Origin of the sequence: Micromonospora sp. CPM1 (assembly GCF_023896895.1) — a bacterium.
Taxonomy (GTDB): Bacteria; Actinomycetota; Actinomycetes; order Mycobacteriales; family Micromonosporaceae; genus Micromonospora; species Micromonospora tulbaghiae.
On sequence record NZ_JAMHIU010000015.1, the window covers coordinates 1 to 20854 of the forward strand.

Consider the following 20854-nt stretch of genomic DNA (forward strand, 5'->3'; position numbering starts at 1 on the left):
GTTCCGCGAGACCCCCAGCCGACGGCAGATGGCCTTGATCGCCATCCGCTCCGCTCGGTGCAACCGACGGATCTCCGCCCAGTCCTCCACGCTCAGCACCTCCCGATGCTTCCGGAAGGGGTCAAAATTCAGCCGGAACCACGGGGTCAGTTTTCAGGCGGAGCCGACAAGCAGAAGGCGGCGGGACCTGCCACGCCCGGCACCCGATCGGGTGACCCGGGCACGGCTGAGCCGCCGCCGGTACCAGGGGAGCCCGCTCCGAGGGCCGGAGAACGCGACCCCGCAGCGGCGACACGTCGGGCAGGAGGCGGGGAGGCCGCATCGACGGCGGATGAGGTGTCCGCCACAGCGGAGCGGCGTCCAGTTGGAGGGCCGTCGGTCACCGAGCCGACGACCGGTTCAGACGCACCATCGGCCGCGGAGGTGACGCCGAAGCGGACGCGCCGCGCACCTGCGGCCAAGAAGGCCGCCCCGGGCGCGAAGAACGCAGCTCCGGCGGCCAAGAAGACCGCTCGGAAGGCGTCGTCCCCCAAGCCGGAGGCACCGTCTCCCGAGCCGGAGGCGCCGGTCGAACCCACGTTCACCGCACCGGGGCCGCGAGCCGGCGAGCGGGAGCCCGACGGCACCGAGCCGATCGCGGCGGAGAAACCGGCCACCGCGCCTCGACCCGGGCGACCCGTCAAGGCCGAGCCTGCGGCGGAGAAGGCGAGCCCGGCGAAGCGTGCGAAGCGCGCAGCACCGGCCGCCGCCGCGCCGGCCTCCGAGACCACCACCGTCTTGGCGACCGCGCCCGCCGCCCCGGATCTTGCCGCTTCCGAATCCGAGCCCCCGGCCGCCGACCAAGCGCCCGAGACAGAGCCAGCCGTCATCGAGCGGACCCCCGAGACAGAGCCAGCCATCATCGAGCGGACCCCCGAGACAGAGCCGGCCACCGTCGATCGGACACCCCAGGCAGAGCCGGCCGCCGTCGAGCAGAAGCCCGGACAACCCGGCTTCGCGCGTACCCCGGTGGTGGGCTGGCGGGCGGTGGGGCCGCAGCTGCGCGACCACCCCGGGTTCGCGCCGGAGCTGCTGGCCCTGGCGGCGGTCGACGTGCTCGGGCCGCGCGCCCGGGACTGGGTGGATCAGGTCCGGCGGGCCTATCCGGAGGCGGACGCCGACGGGGTGGCCCGGCTGGCGACGCGGCGGTTCGTCCGGATGGCCGGTACGGGTGGGGCGCTGGCGGCGGGTGCCGGGCTGTTCGCGCCGGTCGCGGAGCTGGCGGCGGTGCTGTGGACGCAGGCGAACCTGGTGCTGCATCTGGCGGCGGCGTACGGGCGGGATCCGGCGCATCCGGATCGGGCGGCCGAGCTGCTGGTGCTCACGTTGGTGCACCCGGACGACGGCACCGCGCGGGCGGCGCTGGCGTCGGCTCGGGCGGCAGACGCTCCGGCGGAGGGTCCGTGGGGTCGGGTGGCGGAGGCGGCCTGGCGGCTGGCCACGCCGGTGGCCGCGCAGGCGGGCGGCTGGCTCGGGCTGCGGTTGGCCGCGCGGTTGCTGCCGGGGGCGGCGGCGCTGGCGGCCGCGACGGGCGGTACGGCGACGGCGGAGCGGGTGGCCGCGCGGGCGGTCGCCCGGTACCGGCCACGCCGCGCCTGATCGACACACGTTCGGCGAGGTGGCGGGGTCCGTCGGGCCGCGATACCGCCACCTCGCCGATCCGGCGCAAGCCGACGATCGTGCCCGGGCCCACGAGACCACCATGCCGGGCATGCCGGCGGCCGCGGTCAGAGCCAGTCGAACCAGGACTTCGGCAGCATCGCGTAGCCGACGAACGCGAAGATGTCGAGCAGCGTGTGCGCGACGATCAGCGGGGCCACTCGGCGGGTGCGCAGGTAGAACAGCCCGAAGATCACGCCCATGACGGCGTTGCCGACGAACGCGCCGAAGCCCTGGTAGAGGTGGTACGAGCCGCGCAGCAGGGCGCTCGTGGCGAGCACGGCGCCGATCCGCCAGTTGAGCTGCCGCAGCCGGGTGATCAGGTAGCCGACCACGATCACCTCCTCCAGCACGGCGTTCTGCACGGCGGCGAGGATCAGCACCGGCACCGTCCACCAGAGGTCCGGCAGCGCGGCCGGGACCAGCGTGGCGTTGAGGCCGAGCTGCGCCGCCACCCAGAACAGCGCCAGCCCGGGCAGGCCGATGAGCGCGGTCAGGCCCGCACCCCGGGCCAGGTCGGAGGCGGGCCGCCGGAAGTCGACGCCGAGCGTCCGCGCCGGGTCGCCGGGGTCACGCGCCAGCAGGTGTACGGCGAGCAGCACCGGCAGCAGCGCGAAGACGATGCCGAGCAGCTGGTACGTGAGGTCGAGGTACGGGCGGGCCGACGCGGAGGTGTTCAGGGCGGCGGTCTGCTTGGACAGTCCACCGGTCGCGGTCAGCTTCGCGATCAGCGAGACGAGTGCGTACACGGCCGACTGGCCGAGGGACAGACCGAGCACGAGCAGCGTCTCGGTGCCCAGCATCCGGCGGGAGACCGGGCGGGCCAGCTCGTCAACCGTCACCGGACCATGAAAGCACTTCGGCGACCGGGCCGGACGGTCGCACAGTCTGTGCGACCGGCGTACACGCTCCGTGGACATTCTATGGGGGCCGATCCGCCCGTACGGAGAAGGAGCGTGCCCCTGTGGAGAACTTCGCGCGGCTGCTGAAGGAGAGCTGGACCCTGGTCGAGGAGCACCGGGAGCGGCTCAGCGGTCACTTCTACGCCCGGTTGTTCCTCCTCGACCCGGAGCTGCGCAAGCTCTTCCCGGTGCAGATGAACGGCCAGGGTGACCGCATCCTGGAGGCGATCGTCACCGCCACCCAGACGGTGGGCGACCCGGAGAGCTTCGACGAGTACCTGCGGGCGCTGGGCCGGGACCACCGCAAGTACCACGTGGCGGCCGAGCACTACGCGACGATGGGCGTCGCGCTGCTCGACGCGCTGCGCAGCACCGCCGGGGACGGCTGGAACCTGGAGTACGACCAGGCGTGGCGGGATGCGTACGCGAGCATCAGCGCGCGGATGCTGGCCGGCGCGGAATCCGACGAGAACCCGCCGTTCTGGCACGCCGAGGTGCTGACGCACGAGCGGCACGGCCCGGACACGGCGGTGCTGACCGTACGCGCGCTCCAGGATCCGCTGCCCTGGCGGGCCGGGCAGTACGTGAGCGTGGAGGTGCCCCGCTACCACCCGCGGGTGTGGCGGACGTACTCGGTGGCGAACGCGCCGAACGAGGAGAACGTGCTGGAGTTCCACGTCCGGACGCCGCCGGGCGCGGCCGGTTGGGTGTCCGGCGCGCTGGTGCGCCGCACCAAGCCGGGTGACCTGCTGCGGGTGGCCGCGCCGATGGGCTCGATGACGTTGGACCCGGAGTCCACCCGGGACGTCCTCTGCGTGGCCGGCGGCGTCGGCCTGGCGCCGATCAAGGCGCTGGTGGAGGAGCTGACCCGGGTCAACCGGACCCGCTGGGTGCACGTCTTCTACGGCGCCCGCCGCCCGGACGAGCTGTACGGGCTGCCCGGCCTGGAGGAGCTGGTGGCCTCCCACCCGTGGTTGTCGGTGACGCCGGCGTGCAGCGAGGACCCGGACTTCGGCGGCGAACTCGGTGACGTCTCCGAGGTGGTCACCCGGTACGGACCGTGGACCACGCACGACTGCTACGTCTCCGGCTCGGCGGCGATGGTCCGGGCCACCCTGCGGGCGCTCGCCGCCGACGACGTCCCGCCGGACCACATCCGGTACGACACGTTCGGCAACCTCTGAACCTTGCTCCCCCCGAGCCGGGTCGCGTGCCCCCGCCCCCTGGGGATCTTCGCCGTCTCCTGAGACCGCGGCCGGGGGGCCCCCCCCCCCCCGGGGGCCCCCGCCCCCCGGCCCCCCGTTTCTCAGTAACGCCAGGGGGTTCCGGTCTCGCGGTATTCCTCCACCGGCACCAGCGGCACGCCGGGTGCCATCCGGTCGACGTAGAGCCGCCCCTCCAGGTGGTCGATCTCGTGCGCGACCAGCCGCGCCATCGCGTACTCGTAGGACGTGATCACCCGGCTGCCGTCCCACAGGGCGTGTTCCACGTCGATCCGCAGCGGCCGGGGCACCAGGCCGCGGTGGTCGAAGAAGGAGAGGCACCCCTCGTACTGCTCGTCGGTCTCGGTCGCGGCGTCCACCACCCGGGGGTTGAGCAGCACCACCGGGTCGGCGGCCCGGTCGGCCGGGCGCACGAGCGCCGCGGACCAGCCGATGCCGAGCTGGGGCGCGGCGAGGCCGACGCCCTTGCTGAACGGGTGCAGCTCGTCCAGGCGGACCAGCATCCCGGCGAGCCGGTCGATCACCTCCCGGGCGTGCTGTTCGTCGGCCGGCAGGTCGAACTGTCGGGCCCGCTGCCGCAGCAGGTCGTCGCCGCGCTGCACGATGCCCACGGCCCGCATCCGGTCGCTGGCCCGCACCCGGGCGCCGCCGTTGGGCGCGGTGTCCGGTTCGGCGTCCGGCTCGGGGCTGCGGAACCGCCACTGCATCCGGTAGCGGGCGTTCAGCGGCGGGTCGTCGGTCCCCCAGTCGAAGACCACCCGGCCGCCGTCCACCGAACGCTGGATCGGGGTACGCAGCGGCCCCTCCTCCGCCGACAGCGAGGTCTCCGCGCCCCACACCTTGGGGTCGAGGTCCGCGGGCAGGTCGAGCCGCACCGCCAGGTGCCGGGTGGGCAGGCGTACGGCCCGCTGGAACCAGGGGCCCCACTTGTCCCGGCCGACGCGGTACGCGTACTCGATGGTGACCCGGTCGCCGGGGTAGAGCGGGAAGCGTCCCTCGTCGTTCTCGAACAGCAGCCAGATCTCCTTGAACGCGTCCCGGTCGTGCTTGGCCCGCCAGTGCATCGGCTCGCGTCCGCTGCCGTCGTCCCGGTAGGCGTTGAGTTGCAGTTCGGCGAAGGTGAGCGGGTGTTCCCGGTGGTGCCGGTTGGAGCGGCCCGGGTCGTTGGGGTAGCGGTCGACGGCGACCCGGACCAGGTAGCGGGTGACCGGTTCGGTGCCGGCGTTGTACAGCTCCCGCCGGATCGCGCAGTGGTAGCCGTCACCGGTGTGGGTGAGCGTGGCCACCTCCCGTTCCACCACGAGGCCGGTGCCGGGGGGAAGCCACTGACCGGGGACGGGTGGATCGCGGTGCGCGGTGCCGGACCGGCCGTGCCGCAGTTCGTCGTACTCCCGGAAGCGCTGCCAGATCGCGCCGCTGGCCTCCAGGACGGCCTCGGCCCGGCGGGCGAAGTCCTCGGTGGGCCGGTGCCGGCGCCCTTCGACGTGGCTGACGTAGGACGGGTCGAAGCCCATCATCGTGGCCAGTTGCTTCTTGGACAGCCCTCGGCCGGTCCGGTGCCGGGCGAGTTCGGCCGCGAACGAGTCGGCGGCACGCTCGATCGGTGAGGTCGTCATCAGCTTCCTCGTACGCGGGAAGACCATTTTCACGTTGGGTGGCCGAACGTGTACGGAAACTGCCTCGTATTCGACACTCACCTTGACTTTTCAGCGGCGTACGTCGATCCTTACGCCGTCCGCCGCCGGTTCTCCGGCGGCGTTTTCCGTCTCCGAGGCCGGGTAGTACGCCACGGCCGTGGAGTGACGGGGGCCTCCCCGCGATGCCGCGGTACCTCTTCCCCTCCCGCCGGGAGGGTAGTTAGGCTAGCCTTAGCTTGGGTCGACGGCAGGCGCCGACCGCAGGGCGACAGGACAGGGGACGGCCAGGTGACTGCGGTGATGCCGGGGCGCGACGCCGCCACCCCGCTCGCCCCGGTGACCGCGACGCTGCGCGCCATGTTCGGCACCGACGACCTGCCCGGGCTCGCACCCGGCCTGCTGGTCCACGACGAGCTGGACCGCTGGTCCCCGGCCACCCGCCTGATCGACGGCACGCTGCTGAGCGAGTTCCTGACCGCCGCCGGCCGCCGCTGGGGCGGCACCCCGCACGCCTGTGCCGCGCTGGCCTGGAAGTCCTACAGCTACTGGACCGCGCTGCCCGCGGTGCTCGGGTGGGCGTCGGCCCGCCGGGTGCCGCTGCTCGACCCGGCCGACGTGCTCGTGCACTTCGAGGACCACCACCAGCTCCTCACGCTGGGGCTGCGCGCCTCCACCCCGGTGGCGGTGCTGCCCGGCGACCCGCTGGCGCTCGCCGGCGCACCGGGCGTGCGGGTGGTGCCGGACGAGGCGGCGCTGCTCGGCGCGCTGCGCGCGTCCCTGCTCGACGCCCACTTCGCGCCGCTGATCGGCGCCATCCAGGGTGAGGTCCGGATCGGCACCCGTACGCTGCTCGGCTCGGTGGCCTCCGGCATCGCGCACGGCATCCTGCGCGCCTCGGACACGCTGCCCGGCTCGGCCGCGGCGGCCGTCGGCACGGTGCTGGACGCGCTCGACCTGAGCGACCTGGTCGAGCTGGTGCCCGGCCCGGGCGGCGAGCCGACCGTGCAGCGGCGTACCTGCTGCCTGGCGTTCACGCTCCCCCGGCCCAAGGTGTGCCAGGGCTGCTGCGTCCGCCAGGGCTGACCGCTCAGTCGGCCAGCGGCCGGACGTCCCACAACCACACCCCGCCGGTACGCCTCGGCGTGATCCCGCTCAGCTCGGTCATCGCCCGGCGCAGCGCCTCGGCCTGCGGCAGCCGGGGGTCGAGGATCACCGCGCCGGCCCGCCAGTGGCGCAGGTCGTCCACGGCGGCCACCCGGTCCTGCGGGGTGATCGGCGGGACCGCGTCGGTGCGCCGTACCGTCTCGAAGAACGTGCTGGTGGGGCGCGGCGGCGCGGTGAAGAGGGCGATCCGGTCCCCGCCGGGGCGGGTGTCCGGATAGAGGAAGTAGCCCCGGGCCAGCGGCATGTCCAGCCGGGTCTCGGCGGACCAGCGCAGCGGGACCGCGTACGTGGTGTCGGGCAGCGGCAGCGTGACGATGCTCCGCCCGTCGGCGACGTAGGGACGCCAGGCGCCGGAGGTGACGAACGCCGGGGTCGGGTCGAGGCGCTTCGCGGGCAGCGGGGTGGGCAGGACCGGCACCAGCGCCATGGCGAGCACGGTGACCGTGGCGAACCGGATCCGGTCGTGCGCGTCCGGGTGCCGCACGGCGAGCCGCCGGGCCCGGTCGGCGCCGAACGCGAGCAGCACGCCGATGATCGGGGTGAGCGCGAGCGACCAGCGGGTGGGCACCACCGAGTGCAGGACCGGCAGGTTCTCCAGCGCGGCCCACGGGCCGGGGATGCCGGTGTCGCGTCCGTCGTAGCGGATCTCCCGGCCGAGCGAGAAGAGCGCGAACACGAGCCCGACCGCCGCGAGCCCGAGCACCACGGCGTTGCGGCGCAGCCACCAGACCAGCGCGACCACCAGGATCACCAGCGGCCAGCCGAAGAACGCGTTCTCCTCGGTGGCGTTCTTGACGAGCGGTTCGCTGCCCCGGGCGTCGCCCGCGAGCGACTCGCGCGACCAGGCCACGTACGCGGCGAGGTCGGTGGAGTAGCCCCGGATCAGCGTGGAGAGCCCGCTGTACGCGCCCGGGCCGAAGAACTGGACCCAGAGCGGGTACGCGAGCAGCGCGCCGGCGACCACAGCGGCCACCCCGAGCCCGGCGGCGAACGGGCGGGCCGCCGACCGCACGGCGGGCCGCCCGAGCGCCAGCGCGAGCACCACCACGCCGAGCCCGATGGCGGTCATCAGCAGGATCTCCAGGTTGAGGAACGCCTGCCAGACGATCACCAGGCCGAGCAGGACGCCGTTGCGCAGCCAGCGGCCGGGGTCGGCCAGGCGCAGCGTCCGCCAGATGATCAGCGGCACCACGTACTGGCTGACGATGTTGGGGTGCGAGTTGGCGTGCGAGATCATCGCGGGCGCGAACGCGCAGAACGCCGCGCCGAGCCAGGCCGGGCCACGGGCGCCGATGACCACCCGGGAGAGAAGGAAATACCAGGACGCTCCGGTCGCGGCGAGCCCGAGCGTGAGGAAGAGCAGGAATGACCAGCGGGGACCGGCCCAGAGCGTTATCGGGGTCAGCGGTATGGATACGGATAATACGGACGTATTCGCCATAAGATTGACGACGTCCGGCACATTCATCCGGTCCGAGGTGAACGGATAGGCGAAATCGGTGACGACCCGCGCACCGTGCGCCATCATCCATTCGAACTGCGCCTGATCGGTACGATTGTCGCGGACTCCATTGCGCGGATCGACCCAGAGTCGGGCGGTAACCCAGAACGCGAGCAGCACGAAGCTGAGCACGGCGAGCGCGTCGATCCGCCTACCCTGCCCCGATTTCGCCGCGCTTGCGTCGCTTTCCGGAGTAGTCATGACATTTCAGAGCGTAGTCAGGGTATGACGGGCACGTGCAATGTTCCGGGGAATCACGTACTATGTGCCGAGTTCGCCGACCGCGGAGCAGGCACCCCTCCGGATCACAATTCGGCCCCCCTCCGTCCCCCGATTTCCCCATCAGCCATCCAGATGGTTGACTCTGACGGTCCAGGCGCGGGTCAGTCATATCGTGAGGAATCGACGCATGGCAGAAATCACTGGGGATCAGCGCGTCCAGTCCGAGGTGCTCGAAGGCCTCGCGACGGCTGTCAACCACCGGCAGTGGTTCGTCGAGCTGGCGGTGCCCTACCTCGGTGACAACCCGATCGAGATCGGCAGTGGCCTGGGCGACTACGCCTCGGCCTGGGCCGCCCACGCACCCCGGATCACCGCCACCGAGGCCGACCCGGACCGGCTGATCCAGCTCAAGGAGCGGCTGTCCGACCACCCGGGCGTCGAGGTCCGGCAGATGCTGCTCCCGCACCACGAGCGCGGCGACTACAGCGCGGCCGTCTCCTACAACGTGCTGGAGCACATCGACGACCACGTCGGCGCGCTGCGCAGCATGCGTGACCTGGTCCGCCCCGGCGGCGCCGTGGTCATCATCGTGCCGGCGTTCCAGTTCGCCATGAGCCCCGCCGACATCGCCACCGGCCACGTCCGCCGCTACACGAAGAAGACGCTCGCCGCGGCGATGACCGAGGCGGGCCTCACCGTCGAGCGGATCCACTACGCCAACGCGCTCGGCCTGATCGGCTACTTCATGGCCACCAAGGTCTTCCGGCTGATGCCGAAGGAGGGCCCGATGGTGAAGGTGTACGACACGCTCGTGCTGCCCGTCACCAAGGCCGCCGAGCAGCGCGTCCGGCCGCCGTTCGGCCAGTCCGTCTTCGCTGTCGCCCGCGTACCGGCCTGAGGGCCGGGGGCCGCGACGGCCCCCGGCCGCCCGTCACTCCTTGATCTGGTACGTCGGGCGGATGACCGCCCGGGCCAGGGTGTGGAACGCCAGGTTGAAGCCGACGAAGGCCGGGCTGGCCCCGGCGGGGATGTCGAGGCGGTCCACGTCCACCGCGTGCACCGCGAACACGTACCGGTGCGGGCGGTCCCCGGCCGGCGGCGCCGCGCCACCGTAGCCGGTGTCGCCGTAGTCGTTGCGGACGCTGAACGCGCCGCCGAGGTCGGCCTCACGCACGCCGGTGGGCAACTCGGTGACGGACGCGGGCACGTTCACCAGCACCCAGTGCCAGAAGCCGCTGCCGGTCGGGGCGTCCGGGTCGAAGCAGGTGACCACGAAGCTCCTGGTCTCGGCCGGGAAGCCCGACCAGGACAGCTGCGGTGAGACGTTCTCGCCGCCGGTGCTGCCGTGCGCGTACCGCGCGTCCATCGGCTCGCCGTTGTGCACGTCGTCGCTGGTCAGGTCGAACGACGGCACCGTCGGCAGCAGCTCGTACGGGTCCGGGGCGATCGGTCGTTCCAGGGTCATCGAAACGGTCCTTCCGGGTACGCGAATGTCCTGCGCCCCTTCATACCCCGTTGTCCGCGCCGGCGTGCTGCCGCCGCACCATCTCGTTGATCCAGACCGGCGCGTACGGGGACGTGCAGCCCGGTGGCGTCGGATAGTCCTTGAGCACGCCGAGCCGCTCGCCGATCCCGATCGCGCGCTCCCGGTACGCCGGGTGCTCGATCCCGATCTGCGCCAGGCAGTGGTTCATCGCCCACTGGAGGCGCTCCGGCGCGTCCGCCATCTCCGCCTCGACCACGTCGAGCAGGGCGGCCAGGTCCAGCCCGTCCGGGTTCCGCGCCACCCGCTCGGTGGTGAGCGCCCAGCCGGCGCTCGCCACCACCGGATCCCTGTCGGCCGACCAGGCCAGGCGCAGCGGCTCCGCGTGCGGGCTCTTCTTCACCACGTAGTTGACGAGCCAGTCGTGCACCTTCGGCGTGCGCGCCTCGCGCAGCATGGCGTCCAGCTCGTCCCGCCCGTACGCCTTCGGCCGGCAGATCAGCAGCGCCAGCAGCCGGGCCGCGCTGTCCCCGGTCGCCCACAGCTCGCGGGCCAGCTCCTGCTGCGTCTTCAGCCGCTTCGCGATCGCCCGCAGCTTGCCCAGGTTGACCCCGTGGTCGTCGCCGTGGCGCTCGTTGACCGCGCGGATCTTCGGGTCGTCGAGCGCGGCCAGCTCGGCCGTCACCCCGGCCACAGTCGTCGTCTCCGCCATCCCGGCCTCCCGTCGTCGCCGCGTCACGCAGCCTACGACCGGTCCGGTGCTCTCGCGCCCTCCGCCGCCCACATCCTGTCGAACGCCTCGCGCCTCAGAGCCGGCTGGACTGTCGCATCCCGTGGCTAGCCTGAACGACCATGAGTTTCGATCTCATTCTGCTACCCGAACCCGTTGGCCAGTCTTGGGTGGACGCCCTGAAGGCCGAGCGGAAGGACACCGGTGAATCGCCGGACCCGCAGGCGTGGGACGCCATCGTCGCCGGCGTGCGGGACGTCGTCGGCGAGGTGGTCCTGAGCGAGGACAGCCGGAGCCGCGCACTGACGCACAAGCCCAGCGGCCTCACGGTGCGCTACCTGTCGGGTGAGGCGACCATCAGCGTGCCGCACTGGCACATGGGCGCGGAGGCCGAGTGGGCCGTCCGGGCCGCGTACCGCATCGGCCACGTGGTGGCGGATGCGACGGGCCTTGCCGGCTACGACCCGCAACTGGGCCTGCCGTTGACCGGAGCAGAGTCCAAGGTTGATGACGCGGTGGCCATCTACGCCGACGCCGATACCGAGACCGCGCACCTCTGGACGCGCGACGGTTTCCGGGTCTACTTCACCGGGCCTTTCACCCTCGCCGACGCCGCGCAGAGACTGAGCGAGATGGTGGTGACCAAGGAGAGCGACCGGTTCACCGTACGGTTGGGTGATGGTCCCCAGATGGAGTTGACCTTCGATGAGGGGTCACGGATTCGCTTCGAGGCCATTGAGCTCGCCGAAGACTATGGCATCCCCGAGATGGCCGCCTTCGACCGCCGCTTCGAGGTCATGTTCGACGACATCGGCGAGGTGCTCGATGACTTCAACACCCTGTTCGAGGTGCAGGTGCATCTCCAAGACCTCACCGGGGGGTACGTGATGCGGTCCTGGAACGGTGAGGTGTCACCGCCGTACGTCGACGACCCGGCGGACGCCGGCTGAACGTTGGGCGCCGGGGAGGTCGGGTAGCGCCGACACGGATACAAAACGATCAGAGATGCGGAGGGTGTGGGATTCGAACCCACGAAGACATCGCTGCCTTACCGGTTTTCAAGACCAGCGCCATCGGCCACTAGGCGAACCCTCCCGGCACGCCCCCGAGGGGTGCGCGACCGGGACCAGTCTGCCACGAACGCCGTACCGGGCAAGCCGCCGTCCCGCCTCCCTTGCGAGAATGGGTGCATGTGGGAGAGCCCGGCAGTGGTGCTGATCAGCGGAATCATGGCGGCCGGAAAGTCCACAGTGGCCGAAGGGCTGGCGCGGCGGCTGCCCCGGTCGGTGCACCTACGCGGTGATGTGTTCCGCCGCATGATCGTCAGCGGGCGGGCCGACATGACCGCCGAGCCCACCGACGAGGCGCTGCGGCAGCTCCGGCTCCGCTACGACCTGGCCGCCTCGGCCGCCGATCGGTACGCGTCCGCGGGCTTCACAGTCGTACTCCAGGACGTGGTTCTCGGCGCGGACCTGCCGGCCATGGTCGGCCGCATCCGGCACCGGCCGCTGGCCGTGGTGGTGCTCGCGCCCCGCCCGGAGGTGGTCGCCGCCCGCGAGCGGGACCGGTCGAAAAAGGGGTACGGCGACTGGCCGGTCGCGGACCTGGACGCCGGGTTCCGGGCCGACACCCCCCGGATCGGGCTCTGGCTGGACACGTCCGGCCAGACCCCGGAGGAGACCGTGACGGAGATCCTCGCCCGCGCGTGGACCGACGGGCAGATCGGGTAAGACTGAACCATGCGCGCGATCACGATCACGGAACCCGGCGGACCCGAGGCGCTCGTCTGGGCCCACGTGCCCGATCCCGAGCCCGGCCCCGGCGAGGTGGTCGTCGAGGTGCGGGCCAGCGCGGTGAACCGGGCCGACCTGTTGCAGCGGCAGGGGCACTACCCGCCGCCGCCGGGCGCGTCCGCGTACCCCGGGCTGGAGTGTTCGGGGACGGTGCGTGCGCTCGGTCCCGGCGTGACCGGCTGGTCGGTGGGCCAGGAGGTCTGCGCGCTGCTGGCCGGCGGCGGCTACGCCGAGCAGGTCGCGGTGCCGGCCGGGCAGTTGCTGCCGGTGCCGGCCGGGGTGGATCTGGTCGACGCGGCGGCGCTGCCGGAGGTGGCCTGCACGGTCTGGTCGAACGTGGTGGACCTGGCCCGGCTGGCCGAGGGGGACACGCTGCTGGTGCACGGCGGCGGCAGCGGGATCGGCACGTTCGCGATCCAGCTCGGCGTGGCGCTCGGCGCGACGGTGGTGGTGACTGCCCGCTCGGCCAAGCACGAGCGGCTGCGCGAGCTGGGCGCCGCGCACACGATCGACTACCGCGAGCAGGACTTCGTCGACGAGGTACGCCGGGTCACCGACGGCCGGGGCGCGGACGTGATCCTGGACATCATGGGCGCGTCCTACCTGCCCCGGAACGTGGCCGCGCTGGCGACCGGCGGGCGGCTCGTGGTGATCGGCATGCAGGGCGGCCGCAAGGGCGAACTCGACCTGGGGATGCTGCTGGCGAAGCGGGCCGCGGTGCACGCGACAGCGTTGCGGTCCCGCCCGGTGGACGACAAGGCGGCGATCGTCCGGGGCGTACGCGAGCAGGTGTGGCCCCTGGTGGAGGCGGGCCGGGTCCGGCCGGTGGTGCACGCCCGGGTGGACATGGCCGACGCCGCCGCCGCGCACCGCCTGGTCGAGACCAACGACCACCTGGGCAAGGTGCTGCTGGTCCGGTGAGGGTCAGCCCTGGCCGGGGCGCGGGAGCATGAGGCGCGGGCCAGGGCCCTCGGCGGCGAGCGAGTCCTCCGGGTTGTAGAGCGTGCAGCGCTGCAACGACAGGCAGCCGCAGCCGATGCAGCCGTCCAGGTCGTCGCGGAGCTTGCCGAGCAGCCGGATGCGTTCGTCCAGCCGGTCCCGCCAGGCGCGGGACAGCGCGGCCCAGTCGTCGGGCGTGGGGGTACGCCCCGACGGCAGCGAGTCGAGCGCCTCGCGGATCTCCTCCAGCGAGACACCGACCTGCTGGGAGATCCGGATGAAGGCGACCCGGCGCAGCTCGGTGCGGGCGTAGCGGCGCTGGTTCCCGCCGGTGCGGGCGGCGTGGATCAGGCCGAGCCGCTCGTAGTAGCGCAGCGCCGAGGGGGCGACGCCACTGCGGTCGGCGAGCTGCCCGATGGTCAGTGTTGCTTCGTGCATCACACGGCCTTGAGTTGAAGTTCGCTTCAAGTCCGAGGCTATCGGTATGACGACGACCACCGCCACCGACCTGGGCGCGCTCCTGGACCGGGTGCGCGCCGGCCGCGAGTTCGGCGCCAACGTGTACTCGACACTCGACGTGCTCCAGGTGCTCTACGACCGGGTGCTCCGGATCACCCCGGCCACCGTGGCCGACCCGGACCGGGACCGCTTCCTGCTCTCCAAGGGCCACGCGGTCGCCGGGTACTACGCACTGCTCGCCGCCCGCGGCTTCCTGCCCGCCGAGTGGCTGGACGACCAGGGCGGCCCGGCCAGCCGGCTCGGCGACCACCCGGACCGCACGCTGGTGCCGGGCGTGGAGATCGGTTCCGGTTCGCTCGGCCACGGGCTCGGGCTGGGCGTGGGCACCGCGCTCGGGCTGCGGGCCCAGGGCCGCACCGGACCCCGGGTGTACGTGCTGCTCGGCGACGCCGAACTGGACGAGGGCTCCAACCACGAGGCGATCGCGTACGCGGGCGCGACCGGGCTGGGCAACCTGACCGCGATCGTGCTGGACAACCGGTCGGCCACGTACGGCTGGCCGGGCGGCGCGGCGAGCCGGTTCACGGTGAACGGGTGGAGCGCCGCCACGGTCGACGGGCGCGACCACGACGCCCTGCACGCCGCCCTCACCGGGCACGACGATCACCGGCCGCACGTCGTCGTCGCGGTCGTCACGGACGGGGAGCGACGATGAGCAGCACCATGCGGGACGCGTTCGTGACCAGCACCGAGGAGGTGCTCGCCGATCCGCGTACGACAGTCGTGCTCGCCGACATCTCCGCCGCCGCGTTCGAGCCGGCCGCCGCCCGGTACCCGGACCGGGTGATCAACGTGGGCATCCGGGAGCAGTTGATGATCGGGGTGGCCGGAGGGCTGGCGCTGACCGGGCAGCGGCCGATCGTGCACAGCTACGCCCCGTTCCTGGTCGAGCGGGCGTACGAGCAGATCAAGCTGGACCTCGACCACCAGGACGCCGGCGCGGTGCTCGTCGGCATCGGCGGCTCGTACGACCGGGCGTCGGCCGGCCGCACCCACCTCGGGCCGGCGGACGTGGCGCTGCTGGACACACTGGACGGCTGGACCGTGCACGTGCCGGGGCACCCGGACGAGGTCCGGCCGCTACTGCGCGACGTCGTGTGCGGACAGGACTCGGCGTACCTGCGGTTGTCGATCCGGAGCAACACCGCCGCGTACCCGCAGGCGGGCGACCTGCATGTGGTCCGGGACGCCGGGCCGGGCGCGCCGCTGCTGGTCGCGGTCGGCCCGGTGCTGGACGCGGCGGTGGCGGCGACGGCCGACCGGCCGGTCACAGTGGCCTACACCCACCGGCCGCGACCGTTCGACACGGCCGGGCTGCGGGCGCTCGCCGGGGCCGAGGTGATCCTGGTCGAGCCGTACCTGGCGGGCACCTCGGCGCGGGTGGTGTCGGAGGCGCTGGCCGACCGGCCGCACCGGCTGCTGGCGCTCGGGGTGGGCCGCAAGGACCTGCGCCGCTACGGCAGCGCCGAGGACCACGAACGCTGGCACGGCCTGGACGCCGCCGGTCTGCGCCGCTCGGTCGACGCGTTCCTCACCTGAGCGTCCCGGACACGACGGAACCCCGCGACCTCGGCTGGTGCCGGGGCGCGGGGTTCCGTCGGTACGGGCTCAGTGCGCGGCGGCGGGATTGGCCGGGCGGCGGCGGGCGCGCTCGCGGGCCAGGATCCAGATCGCCTCGACGCCGTCCTTCCAGGTGATCTTCTTGCCCTCCTCGCGGCCCCGCGCGCGGTAGCTGATCGGCACCTCGTAGGGGCGGATGCGGCGGCGCAGCAGCTTGCCGGTGACCTCGGCCTCCATGCCGAAGCCACGGGAGCGGACCTGCAGCGAGCGGTACAGCTCCAGCGGCATCAGCTTGAAGCAGGTCTCCAGGTCGCCGATGTAGGAGTTGTAGAGCACGTTCGCGGCGAGCGTGACGCCCTTGTTGCCCATCACGTACCAGAAGCTGTACGAGCTGTGGCTGCCGAAGGTCCGGTTGCCGTAGACGACTGTGGCCCGGCCGTCGAGCACCGGCTCCAGCAGGCGCGGGATGTCCTGCGGGTCGTACTCCAGGTCGGCGTCGAGGATGACCATGTACTCGCCCTCGGCGCTGTCGACAGCCGTCTTGATGGCCGCGCCCTTACCGGCGTTGCGCTGGTGGGTGATCACCCGCAGGCGGGCGTCGTCCACGCGGCCGAGGATCTCACCGGTGCCGTCCCGGCTGCCGTCGTCCACGACGACGAGCTCGATCTCGCAGGGGTAGTCGACCGCCAATGCCTGCTTGAGGGCATCCGCGATTCGTTCTTCCTCGTTGTAGACCGGCATGAGGATCGAGAGCTTCACGGAATCTCCACGGAGGCGATGGCAGGTCGGGGCATAGCGTAGCCTGGCACATTGCTCAGGTCACGACAGCCCAGGCACCCTATTCCTGACGAAGTGGTACCACGACGAGCCGGGCCACGCTGCGGTCGCCGTCCTTCGCGCCGGCCACCCCGACCGTCGTACCGATCTTGATGTCGGTCGATCGGATCGTGGTCCGCCGCTCGACGACCCGCAGCTTCTCACCGAACGTCCACGTCACAGTGAAACCGTCGGTGGACCTCACAGTCATCGACCTGTCGTCGATCGCGGTCACCTCGCCGCGCTGGACCGCGACGGTCTTCGTACCGCCGTCCCTGGTCTTCACTACCGCCTCGCCGTGCAGCGTGTTGCGCCGCAGCAGCACCCGGGCCCGGTGACGCCGTTGTCCCTCCTTCGCCCGCTCGCCCTTGCCGTCCGGCCCGGCCTGCGGCGTACCGGAGGGCGCCGGCGCGGCGACCGGATCCACGTCCAGTTCCCCGGCGTCGACGCCGAGCGCGGCGAGCGCCTGGCCGTCCGCACCCAGGGCGGCGCTCACCTCGACCCCGTCGTCCGGCGCCGCGCCGGACCGGGTCGCGCCGCACCCGGCGAGCGCGAGCGACGCGGCGGCGAGCAGTGCGGTGGCGCCGGTGACGATTCGCTGACGTCTCATCTGTGGTCCTCTTCCTCTCCTCACGGTGACGAGCCGAGCGTTCCGCACCGACGCGAGGGAACGGTCAAGCCGATGTTCGAGCCGGGTAAGGATCCGCCGGCACCCGGACGGTGAAGGCGGCGCCGCCCTCCGGGGCGTGCCCGGCGGCGATGTCCCCGCCGAGCCGGCGGACCAGCCCGGCGGCGAGCGCCAGGCCCAGCCCGCTGCCCACCTTGCGTACCCCCCGGTACCGCTCGTGCAGCGCGCCCCGCTCGAACGCCACCCGCAGGTCGTCGTCGGTGAAGCCGGGTCCGCCGTCCCGGACCTCCAGCACCCCGCCGCCCGCCGGGCCGTCGGCCCGCACCGCGAGCACCACCGGCGCCCCCGGCGGTACGACCCGCAACGCGTTCTCCAGCAGCCCGTCCAGGACCTGCCGGATCCGGCCCGGATCGGTGTACGCCGGCACCGGCGCACCCGGCGTCTCCAGCCGGAACGGCACCCCGAGCGCCGCGCACCGGCCGGACCAGCTGCGCTCCGCGTCGGCGGCCAGCCCGGTCAGGTCGACCGGCACCGGCTCCAGGGGGAAGTCGACCGCCTCCAGCCGGGCCAGCGCCAGCAGGTCACGGACCAGCCGGTCCAGGTGTTCGGCCTCGGCGAGCACGGTCCGGCCGGTCGCCGGCACCGCGTCGGCCTCGATCACGCCGTCGGCCAGCGCCTCGGCGTAGCCGCGGATCGCGGTGAGCGGGGTCCGCAACTCGTGCGAGACGGAGAGCAGGAACTCGCGCTGCCGTCCCTCGCTCGTGGCGAGCGCGGCGGCCAGGCCGTTGAGCGCGTGCGCCAGGTCGGCCACCTCGTCGGGCGGCTCGACCGGCACCCGGACCGCCCGGTCCCCGGCGCGCAGCCGCGCGGCGGCGGTGGCGGCGGTACGGATCGGCCGGGCCAGCCGGCGGGCGAGCAGCAGTCCGGCGGCCGCCCCGGCGGCGAGTCCGGCGAGCAGCGGCAGCCAGAGTCCGCGCAGCACCTGCCGCCAGGGCGCGGCGCTACGGGCCCGGGTCAGCACCACCCCGTCCCCGCCGGGCAGCGACCGCGCCTCGACCAGCCGGCGTTGCCCCTCGACCAGTCGCCGGCCGGAGACGTTCTCGCCGCCGGCCACCCGCGTCACCAGCGGCCGGGGCAGGCCCGGCCGGTCGGCCCGGCCGTCCCGGATCACGTACACGTCGATCTGCTGCTGGCGCAGTTGCCGGATGAGCCGGTCCCCGGCGCCGTCGCGCTGGCGTGCCGGCCGCACCCGGAGCACGTCGGCGGCGAGCCGGGCCTGGGCGGCGAGCGCCTCCTGGTCCCGGCGCTCCGCGCCGCGTACCGCCAGGGGCACCGCGACCAGCGCGGTGACGAGCACCGACACCAGCGCCACCGCGCAGGTGGCGAGCACGGCGCGGGCGGTGAGTGTCCGCCCGGGCCGGCGCGGCATCGGTCCGGTCGGCCGGTCAGGCATCGGCGGCGTACCCGACGCCACGATGGGTGCGGATCACACTGTCCGGGCCGAGCTTGGCCCGCACCTGCGCCACGTGCACGTCGACGGTCCGGGTGCCGGCGTGCGCCGCGTACCCCCACACTCCCGCCAGCAGCTCCTCCCGGGTGAACACCCGGCCGGGCCGGGCCATCAGGTGGGCGAGCAGGTCGAACTCGGTGGAGGTGAGCTGCACCGGCGTGCCGCCGGCGGTCACCGTCCGGCGGGCCGGGTCGAGTGTGACGGAGCCGAGCGTGCGGGGCTGCTCGGCGGGCGTGCCGGCGGTGCGGCGCAGCACCGCCCGCAGCCGGGCGAGCAGCTCGCGCGGGCTGAACGGCTTGGTGACGTAGTCGTCGGCACCGAGTTCCAGGCCGACGACGCGGTCCACCTCGTCGTCGCGGGCGGTGAGGAAGATGACCGGCGTCCAGTCGCCGGCCGCGCGCAGCCGGCGGCAGATCTCGGTGCCGGCCAGGCCGGGCAGCGCGATGTCGAGCACGCAGGCCACCGGGCGCAGCCGCCGCGCGGCGGCCAGCCCGGCCTCGCCGTCACGTTCCAGGTGTACGCCGAACCCGTCCCGGGTCAGGTAGAGCCGGACCAGGTCGGCGATGGCCGGCTCGTCCTCCACCACGAGGACGAGCCCGGCCGGGGCGGCGGTGGTCACCGGCTCATGATGACCGACCGGCGACCGCCGAGCCGGTCAGGGAATGTTCGGATCAGGTAAGGAGGACGTCAGCGGGCCGGGGCGGGCCGCAGCACCGTCGGGCGGACGGCCGCCGGCGACTCCCCGATGGTCGCCACCACCCGCTCGGCGGGCGTACGCAGGCGGGTCCGGAAGGCGTGGTTGAGCAGCGCGTCGAGCTGCCACACCTGCTTCGGGTGGTGGGTACGCAGGACGAAGCGCTCGCGCACCCCGTCGATCGCGGTCGCCGCCAGCACCACGCTGTGCGCGCGGGGATCGGGGCTCCACGTCACGTTGCTCAGCTCGCGCAGTTCGGTGTTGAGGTGCAGGCGCAGCCGGTGCAGCACCCGGGTCTGCCGGGTGACCACCAGCCGCCGGTGGGTGAGGAGCATCAGGTAGTCGCCGCCCACCGGGTCGTCCGGGCGGCTGCACCGGGTGACCAGGATGGTCGCGTCGCCGGAGCCGACGCACCGGCGGAACACCGGCATGTGCCGGGTGACGGTCTGGGTCGCCAGGCCGGTCTCGGCGGCGGCCGGAAGGAACGTTCGCGAGAACACGTCCATGCCCGGTCCAACGAGCCGATGACCAGGGGTGATATGGGTCACGCCCGATTTCTGGAACTTCCACACGTGCAAGTCGCACCAGCGGTGCGACACCGGCTGCCGGTCGGATCAGAGCAGCTCGACGATCGTGGCGTTGGCCATGCCGCCGCCCTCGCACATGGTCTGCAGGCCGTAGCGGATGCCGTTGTCCCGCATGTGCTGGAGCATCGTGGTCATGATCCGCGCGCCGGACCCGCCGAGCGGGTGACCGAGCGCGATCGCCCCGCCCCGGGGGTTGAGCCGCTCCGGGTCCGCCTCGGTCTCGGCCAGCCACGCCAGCGGCACCGGGGCGAACGCCTCGTTCACCTCGTACACCCCGATCTCCTCGATGCCCAGCCCCGCACGGCGCAGCGCCTTCGCGGTGGCCGGGATCGGCGCGGTGAGCATGGTGACCGGGTCGTCGGCGGCGACCACCGCGGTGTGCACCCGGGCCAGCGGGCGCAGGCCGTGCCGGCTGGCCCACTCGGCGGTGGTGACCGCGAGCGCGGCGGCGCCGTCGGAGATCTGCGACGCGGACCCGGCGGTGACCACGCCGTCGGCGCGGAACGGGGTGGCCAGCTCGCCGAGCTTGGCCAGCGAGGTGTCGCGGCGGATGCCCTCGTCGGCGGAGAACTTGCCGCCGTCGGCGAGCGCCACCGGCGCCAGCTCGGCCTCGAACGCGCCCGCGTCCTGCGCGGCGGCCGCCTTCTCGTGGCTGGCCAGCGCGAACTCGTCGAGCTGGGTACGCGAGAAGCGCCACCGCTGCGCGATCAGCTCGGCCCCGACGCCCTGGTTGAACGGCAGTGGCGAGTCCTCGGCGACGCCCTCGACGCCGCGGTAGCGCTCCAGGATCGCCGCGCTGAACGGCATTCCACCGGCGACGCTGGAACCCATCGGCACCCGCGTCATCGACTCGACGCCACCGGCCACGACCAGGTCGGCCTGGCCGGAGAGGACCGTCGCGGCGGCGAAGTGCAGCGCCTGCTGGCTCGACCCGCACTGGCGGTCGAGCGTGGTGCCGGGGACCGACTCCGGCCAGCCGGCGGCGAGCACGGCGTTGCGGGCCACGTTCCAGGACTGCTCGCCGACCTGCGACACGCAGCCCCACACCACGTCGTCGACCTGGCCCGGGTCGATGCCGGTGCGCTCGGCGAGCGCGCGCAGCACGTGTGCCGAGAGGTCGACCGGGTGCACTCCGGCGAGGCTGCCCTTGCGCCGCCCGACCGGGGTCCGTACCGCGCCGACGATGACCGCGTCACTCATGTCTACTCCCCGGTAACCTCGCTTGCCCCGATCCTACGTGCTGACCGG

General features: G+C 73.2%; 22 protein-coding genes and 1 tRNA gene. 9 read left to right on the forward strand and 14 right to left on the reverse strand.

Annotated features, from left to right (window positions below):
* Positions 1-99: helix-turn-helix domain-containing protein (locus tag M8C11_RS19100; protein WP_252451882.1), on the reverse strand; the 99-nt coding region annotated here is incomplete at its 3' end.
* A 909-nt stretch (positions 100-1008) separates the two neighbouring features.
* Here M8C11_RS19100 and M8C11_RS19105 point away from each other — a divergent pair.
* Positions 1009-1638: an EcsC family protein gene (locus M8C11_RS19105; RefSeq protein ID WP_252451646.1), complete on the forward strand. Its 630-nt coding sequence runs from the start codon at positions 1009-1011 to the stop codon at positions 1636-1638.
* A 128-nt stretch (positions 1639-1766) separates the two neighbouring features.
* On the opposite strand, the gene M8C11_RS19110 is transcribed toward M8C11_RS19105, so the two are convergent.
* Positions 1767-2540, reverse strand: a complete 774-nt coding sequence (locus M8C11_RS19110) for a CPBP family intramembrane glutamic endopeptidase (RefSeq protein ID WP_252451648.1) — start codon at positions 2538-2540, stop codon at positions 1767-1769.
* 122 nt (positions 2541-2662) lie between these two features.
* Between M8C11_RS19110 and M8C11_RS19115 the strand changes: the two genes are divergently transcribed.
* A complete protein-coding gene (locus M8C11_RS19115) occupies positions 2663-3784 on the forward strand; it encodes a globin domain-containing protein (protein ID WP_252451667.1) in 1122 nt (373 codons plus the stop codon).
* A 122-nt stretch (positions 3785-3906) separates the two neighbouring features.
* On the opposite strand, the gene M8C11_RS19120 is transcribed toward M8C11_RS19115, so the two are convergent.
* Entirely contained in the window at positions 3907-5439 is a 1533-nt protein-coding gene (locus M8C11_RS19120) for a peptide deformylase (protein WP_252451681.1), read from the reverse strand.
* Positions 5440-5760: 321 nt separating this feature from the next.
* On the opposite strand from M8C11_RS19120, the gene M8C11_RS19125 reads away from it, so the two are divergent.
* Positions 5761-6543, forward strand: a complete 783-nt coding sequence (locus M8C11_RS19125) for a hypothetical protein (RefSeq protein WP_252451884.1) — start codon at positions 5761-5763, stop codon at positions 6541-6543.
* A 4-nt stretch (positions 6544-6547) separates the two neighbouring features.
* Here M8C11_RS19125 and M8C11_RS19130 read toward each other — a convergent pair whose 3' ends face one another.
* On the reverse strand, positions 6548-8326 hold the full coding sequence (locus tag M8C11_RS19130; RefSeq protein ID WP_252451684.1) for a hypothetical protein: 1779 nt from the start codon (positions 8324-8326) through the stop codon (positions 6548-6550).
* Between the two features lie 208 nt (positions 8327-8534).
* On the opposite strand from M8C11_RS19130, the gene M8C11_RS19135 reads away from it, so the two are divergent.
* Entirely contained in the window at positions 8535-9245 is a 711-nt protein-coding gene (locus M8C11_RS19135; protein WP_120572621.1) for a bifunctional 2-polyprenyl-6-hydroxyphenol methylase/3-demethylubiquinol 3-O-methyltransferase UbiG, read from the forward strand.
* Positions 9246-9278: 33 nt separating this feature from the next.
* Here the strand turns inward: M8C11_RS19135 and M8C11_RS19140 are convergent, their stop codons facing one another.
* Together M8C11_RS19140 and M8C11_RS19145 are read right to left on the reverse strand one after the other, a co-directional pair.
* Positions 9279-9812, reverse strand: coding sequence for a YbhB/YbcL family Raf kinase inhibitor-like protein (locus M8C11_RS19140; RefSeq protein ID WP_120572620.1), 534 nt, complete (start codon positions 9810-9812; stop codon positions 9279-9281).
* A gap of 40 nt (positions 9813-9852) precedes the next feature.
* Complete coding sequence (locus M8C11_RS19145) at positions 9853-10542, reverse strand: DNA alkylation repair protein (RefSeq protein ID WP_252451687.1); 690 nt, start codon at positions 10540-10542, stop codon at positions 9853-9855.
* Positions 10543-10682: 140 nt separating this feature from the next.
* Between M8C11_RS19145 and M8C11_RS19150 the strand changes: the two genes are divergently transcribed.
* Entirely contained in the window at positions 10683-11510 is an 828-nt protein-coding gene (locus tag M8C11_RS19150; RefSeq protein WP_252451689.1) for a hypothetical protein, read from the forward strand.
* Positions 11511-11568: 58 nt separating this feature from the next.
* Here M8C11_RS19150 and M8C11_RS19155 read toward each other — a convergent pair.
* Positions 11569-11655, reverse strand: a tRNA-Ser gene (locus M8C11_RS19155).
* A gap of 95 nt (positions 11656-11750) precedes the next feature.
* Between M8C11_RS19155 and M8C11_RS19160 the strand changes: the two genes are divergently transcribed.
* Both M8C11_RS19160 and M8C11_RS19165 read left to right on the forward strand, forming a co-directional pair.
* Positions 11751-12290 carry an AAA family ATPase gene (locus M8C11_RS19160; RefSeq protein ID WP_252451691.1) on the forward strand — a complete coding sequence of 180 codons (540 nt, stop codon included), beginning with the start codon at positions 11751-11753 and terminating at the stop codon, positions 12288-12290.
* Between the two features lie 9 nt (positions 12291-12299).
* Positions 12300-13274: an NAD(P)H-quinone oxidoreductase gene (locus tag M8C11_RS19165; RefSeq protein ID WP_252451693.1), complete on the forward strand. Its 975-nt coding sequence runs from the start codon at positions 12300-12302 to the stop codon at positions 13272-13274.
* Between the two features lie 3 nt (positions 13275-13277).
* Here M8C11_RS19165 and soxR read toward each other — a convergent pair whose 3' ends face one another.
* A complete protein-coding gene (soxR, locus tag M8C11_RS19170; RefSeq protein WP_120572617.1) occupies positions 13278-13730 on the reverse strand; it encodes a redox-sensitive transcriptional activator SoxR in 453 nt (150 codons plus the stop codon).
* Between the two features lie 46 nt (positions 13731-13776).
* On the opposite strand from soxR, the gene M8C11_RS19175 reads away from it, so the two are divergent.
* Positions 13777-14466 carry a transketolase gene (locus M8C11_RS19175; RefSeq protein WP_252451695.1) on the forward strand — a complete coding sequence of 230 codons (690 nt, stop codon included), beginning with the start codon at positions 13777-13779 and terminating at the stop codon, positions 14464-14466.
* Between the two features lie 8 nt (positions 14467-14474).
* Complete coding sequence (locus M8C11_RS19180) at positions 14475-15350, forward strand: transketolase family protein (RefSeq protein WP_252451886.1); 876 nt, start codon at positions 14475-14477, stop codon at positions 15348-15350.
* Positions 15351-15419: 69 nt separating this feature from the next.
* Here the strand turns inward: M8C11_RS19180 and M8C11_RS19185 are convergent, their stop codons facing one another.
* The 6 genes from M8C11_RS19185 to M8C11_RS19210 all read right to left on the reverse strand — a co-directional run bounded on the left by M8C11_RS19185 (position 15420) and on the right by M8C11_RS19210 (position 20806).
* Positions 15420-16130, reverse strand: a complete 711-nt coding sequence (locus tag M8C11_RS19185) for a glycosyltransferase family 2 protein (protein ID WP_120572614.1) — start codon at positions 16128-16130, stop codon at positions 15420-15422.
* Positions 16131-16209: 79 nt separating this feature from the next.
* Positions 16210-16797, reverse strand: a complete 588-nt coding sequence (locus tag M8C11_RS19190) for a hypothetical protein (protein ID WP_121684354.1) — start codon at positions 16795-16797, stop codon at positions 16210-16212.
* A 64-nt stretch (positions 16798-16861) separates the two neighbouring features.
* Positions 16862-18268, reverse strand: coding sequence for a HAMP domain-containing sensor histidine kinase (locus M8C11_RS19195; protein WP_308212756.1), 1407 nt, complete (start codon positions 18266-18268; stop codon positions 16862-16864).
* The gene (locus tag M8C11_RS19200; RefSeq protein ID WP_252451697.1) at positions 18261-18944 is read right to left on the reverse strand and encodes a response regulator transcription factor; all 684 of its coding nucleotides are present in this window, start codon (positions 18942-18944) and stop codon (positions 18261-18263) included. Before M8C11_RS19200 ends, M8C11_RS19195 begins: the two co-directional genes overlap by 8 nt.
* Before the next feature lie 68 nt (positions 18945-19012).
* The gene (locus tag M8C11_RS19205; RefSeq protein ID WP_120572611.1) at positions 19013-19525 is read right to left on the reverse strand and encodes a hypothetical protein; all 513 of its coding nucleotides are present in this window, start codon (positions 19523-19525) and stop codon (positions 19013-19015) included.
* Between the two features lie 108 nt (positions 19526-19633).
* Positions 19634-20806, reverse strand: coding sequence for an acetyl-CoA C-acyltransferase (locus M8C11_RS19210; RefSeq protein WP_013289257.1), 1173 nt, complete (start codon positions 20804-20806; stop codon positions 19634-19636).
* Positions 20807-20854: the final 48 nt, after the last annotated feature.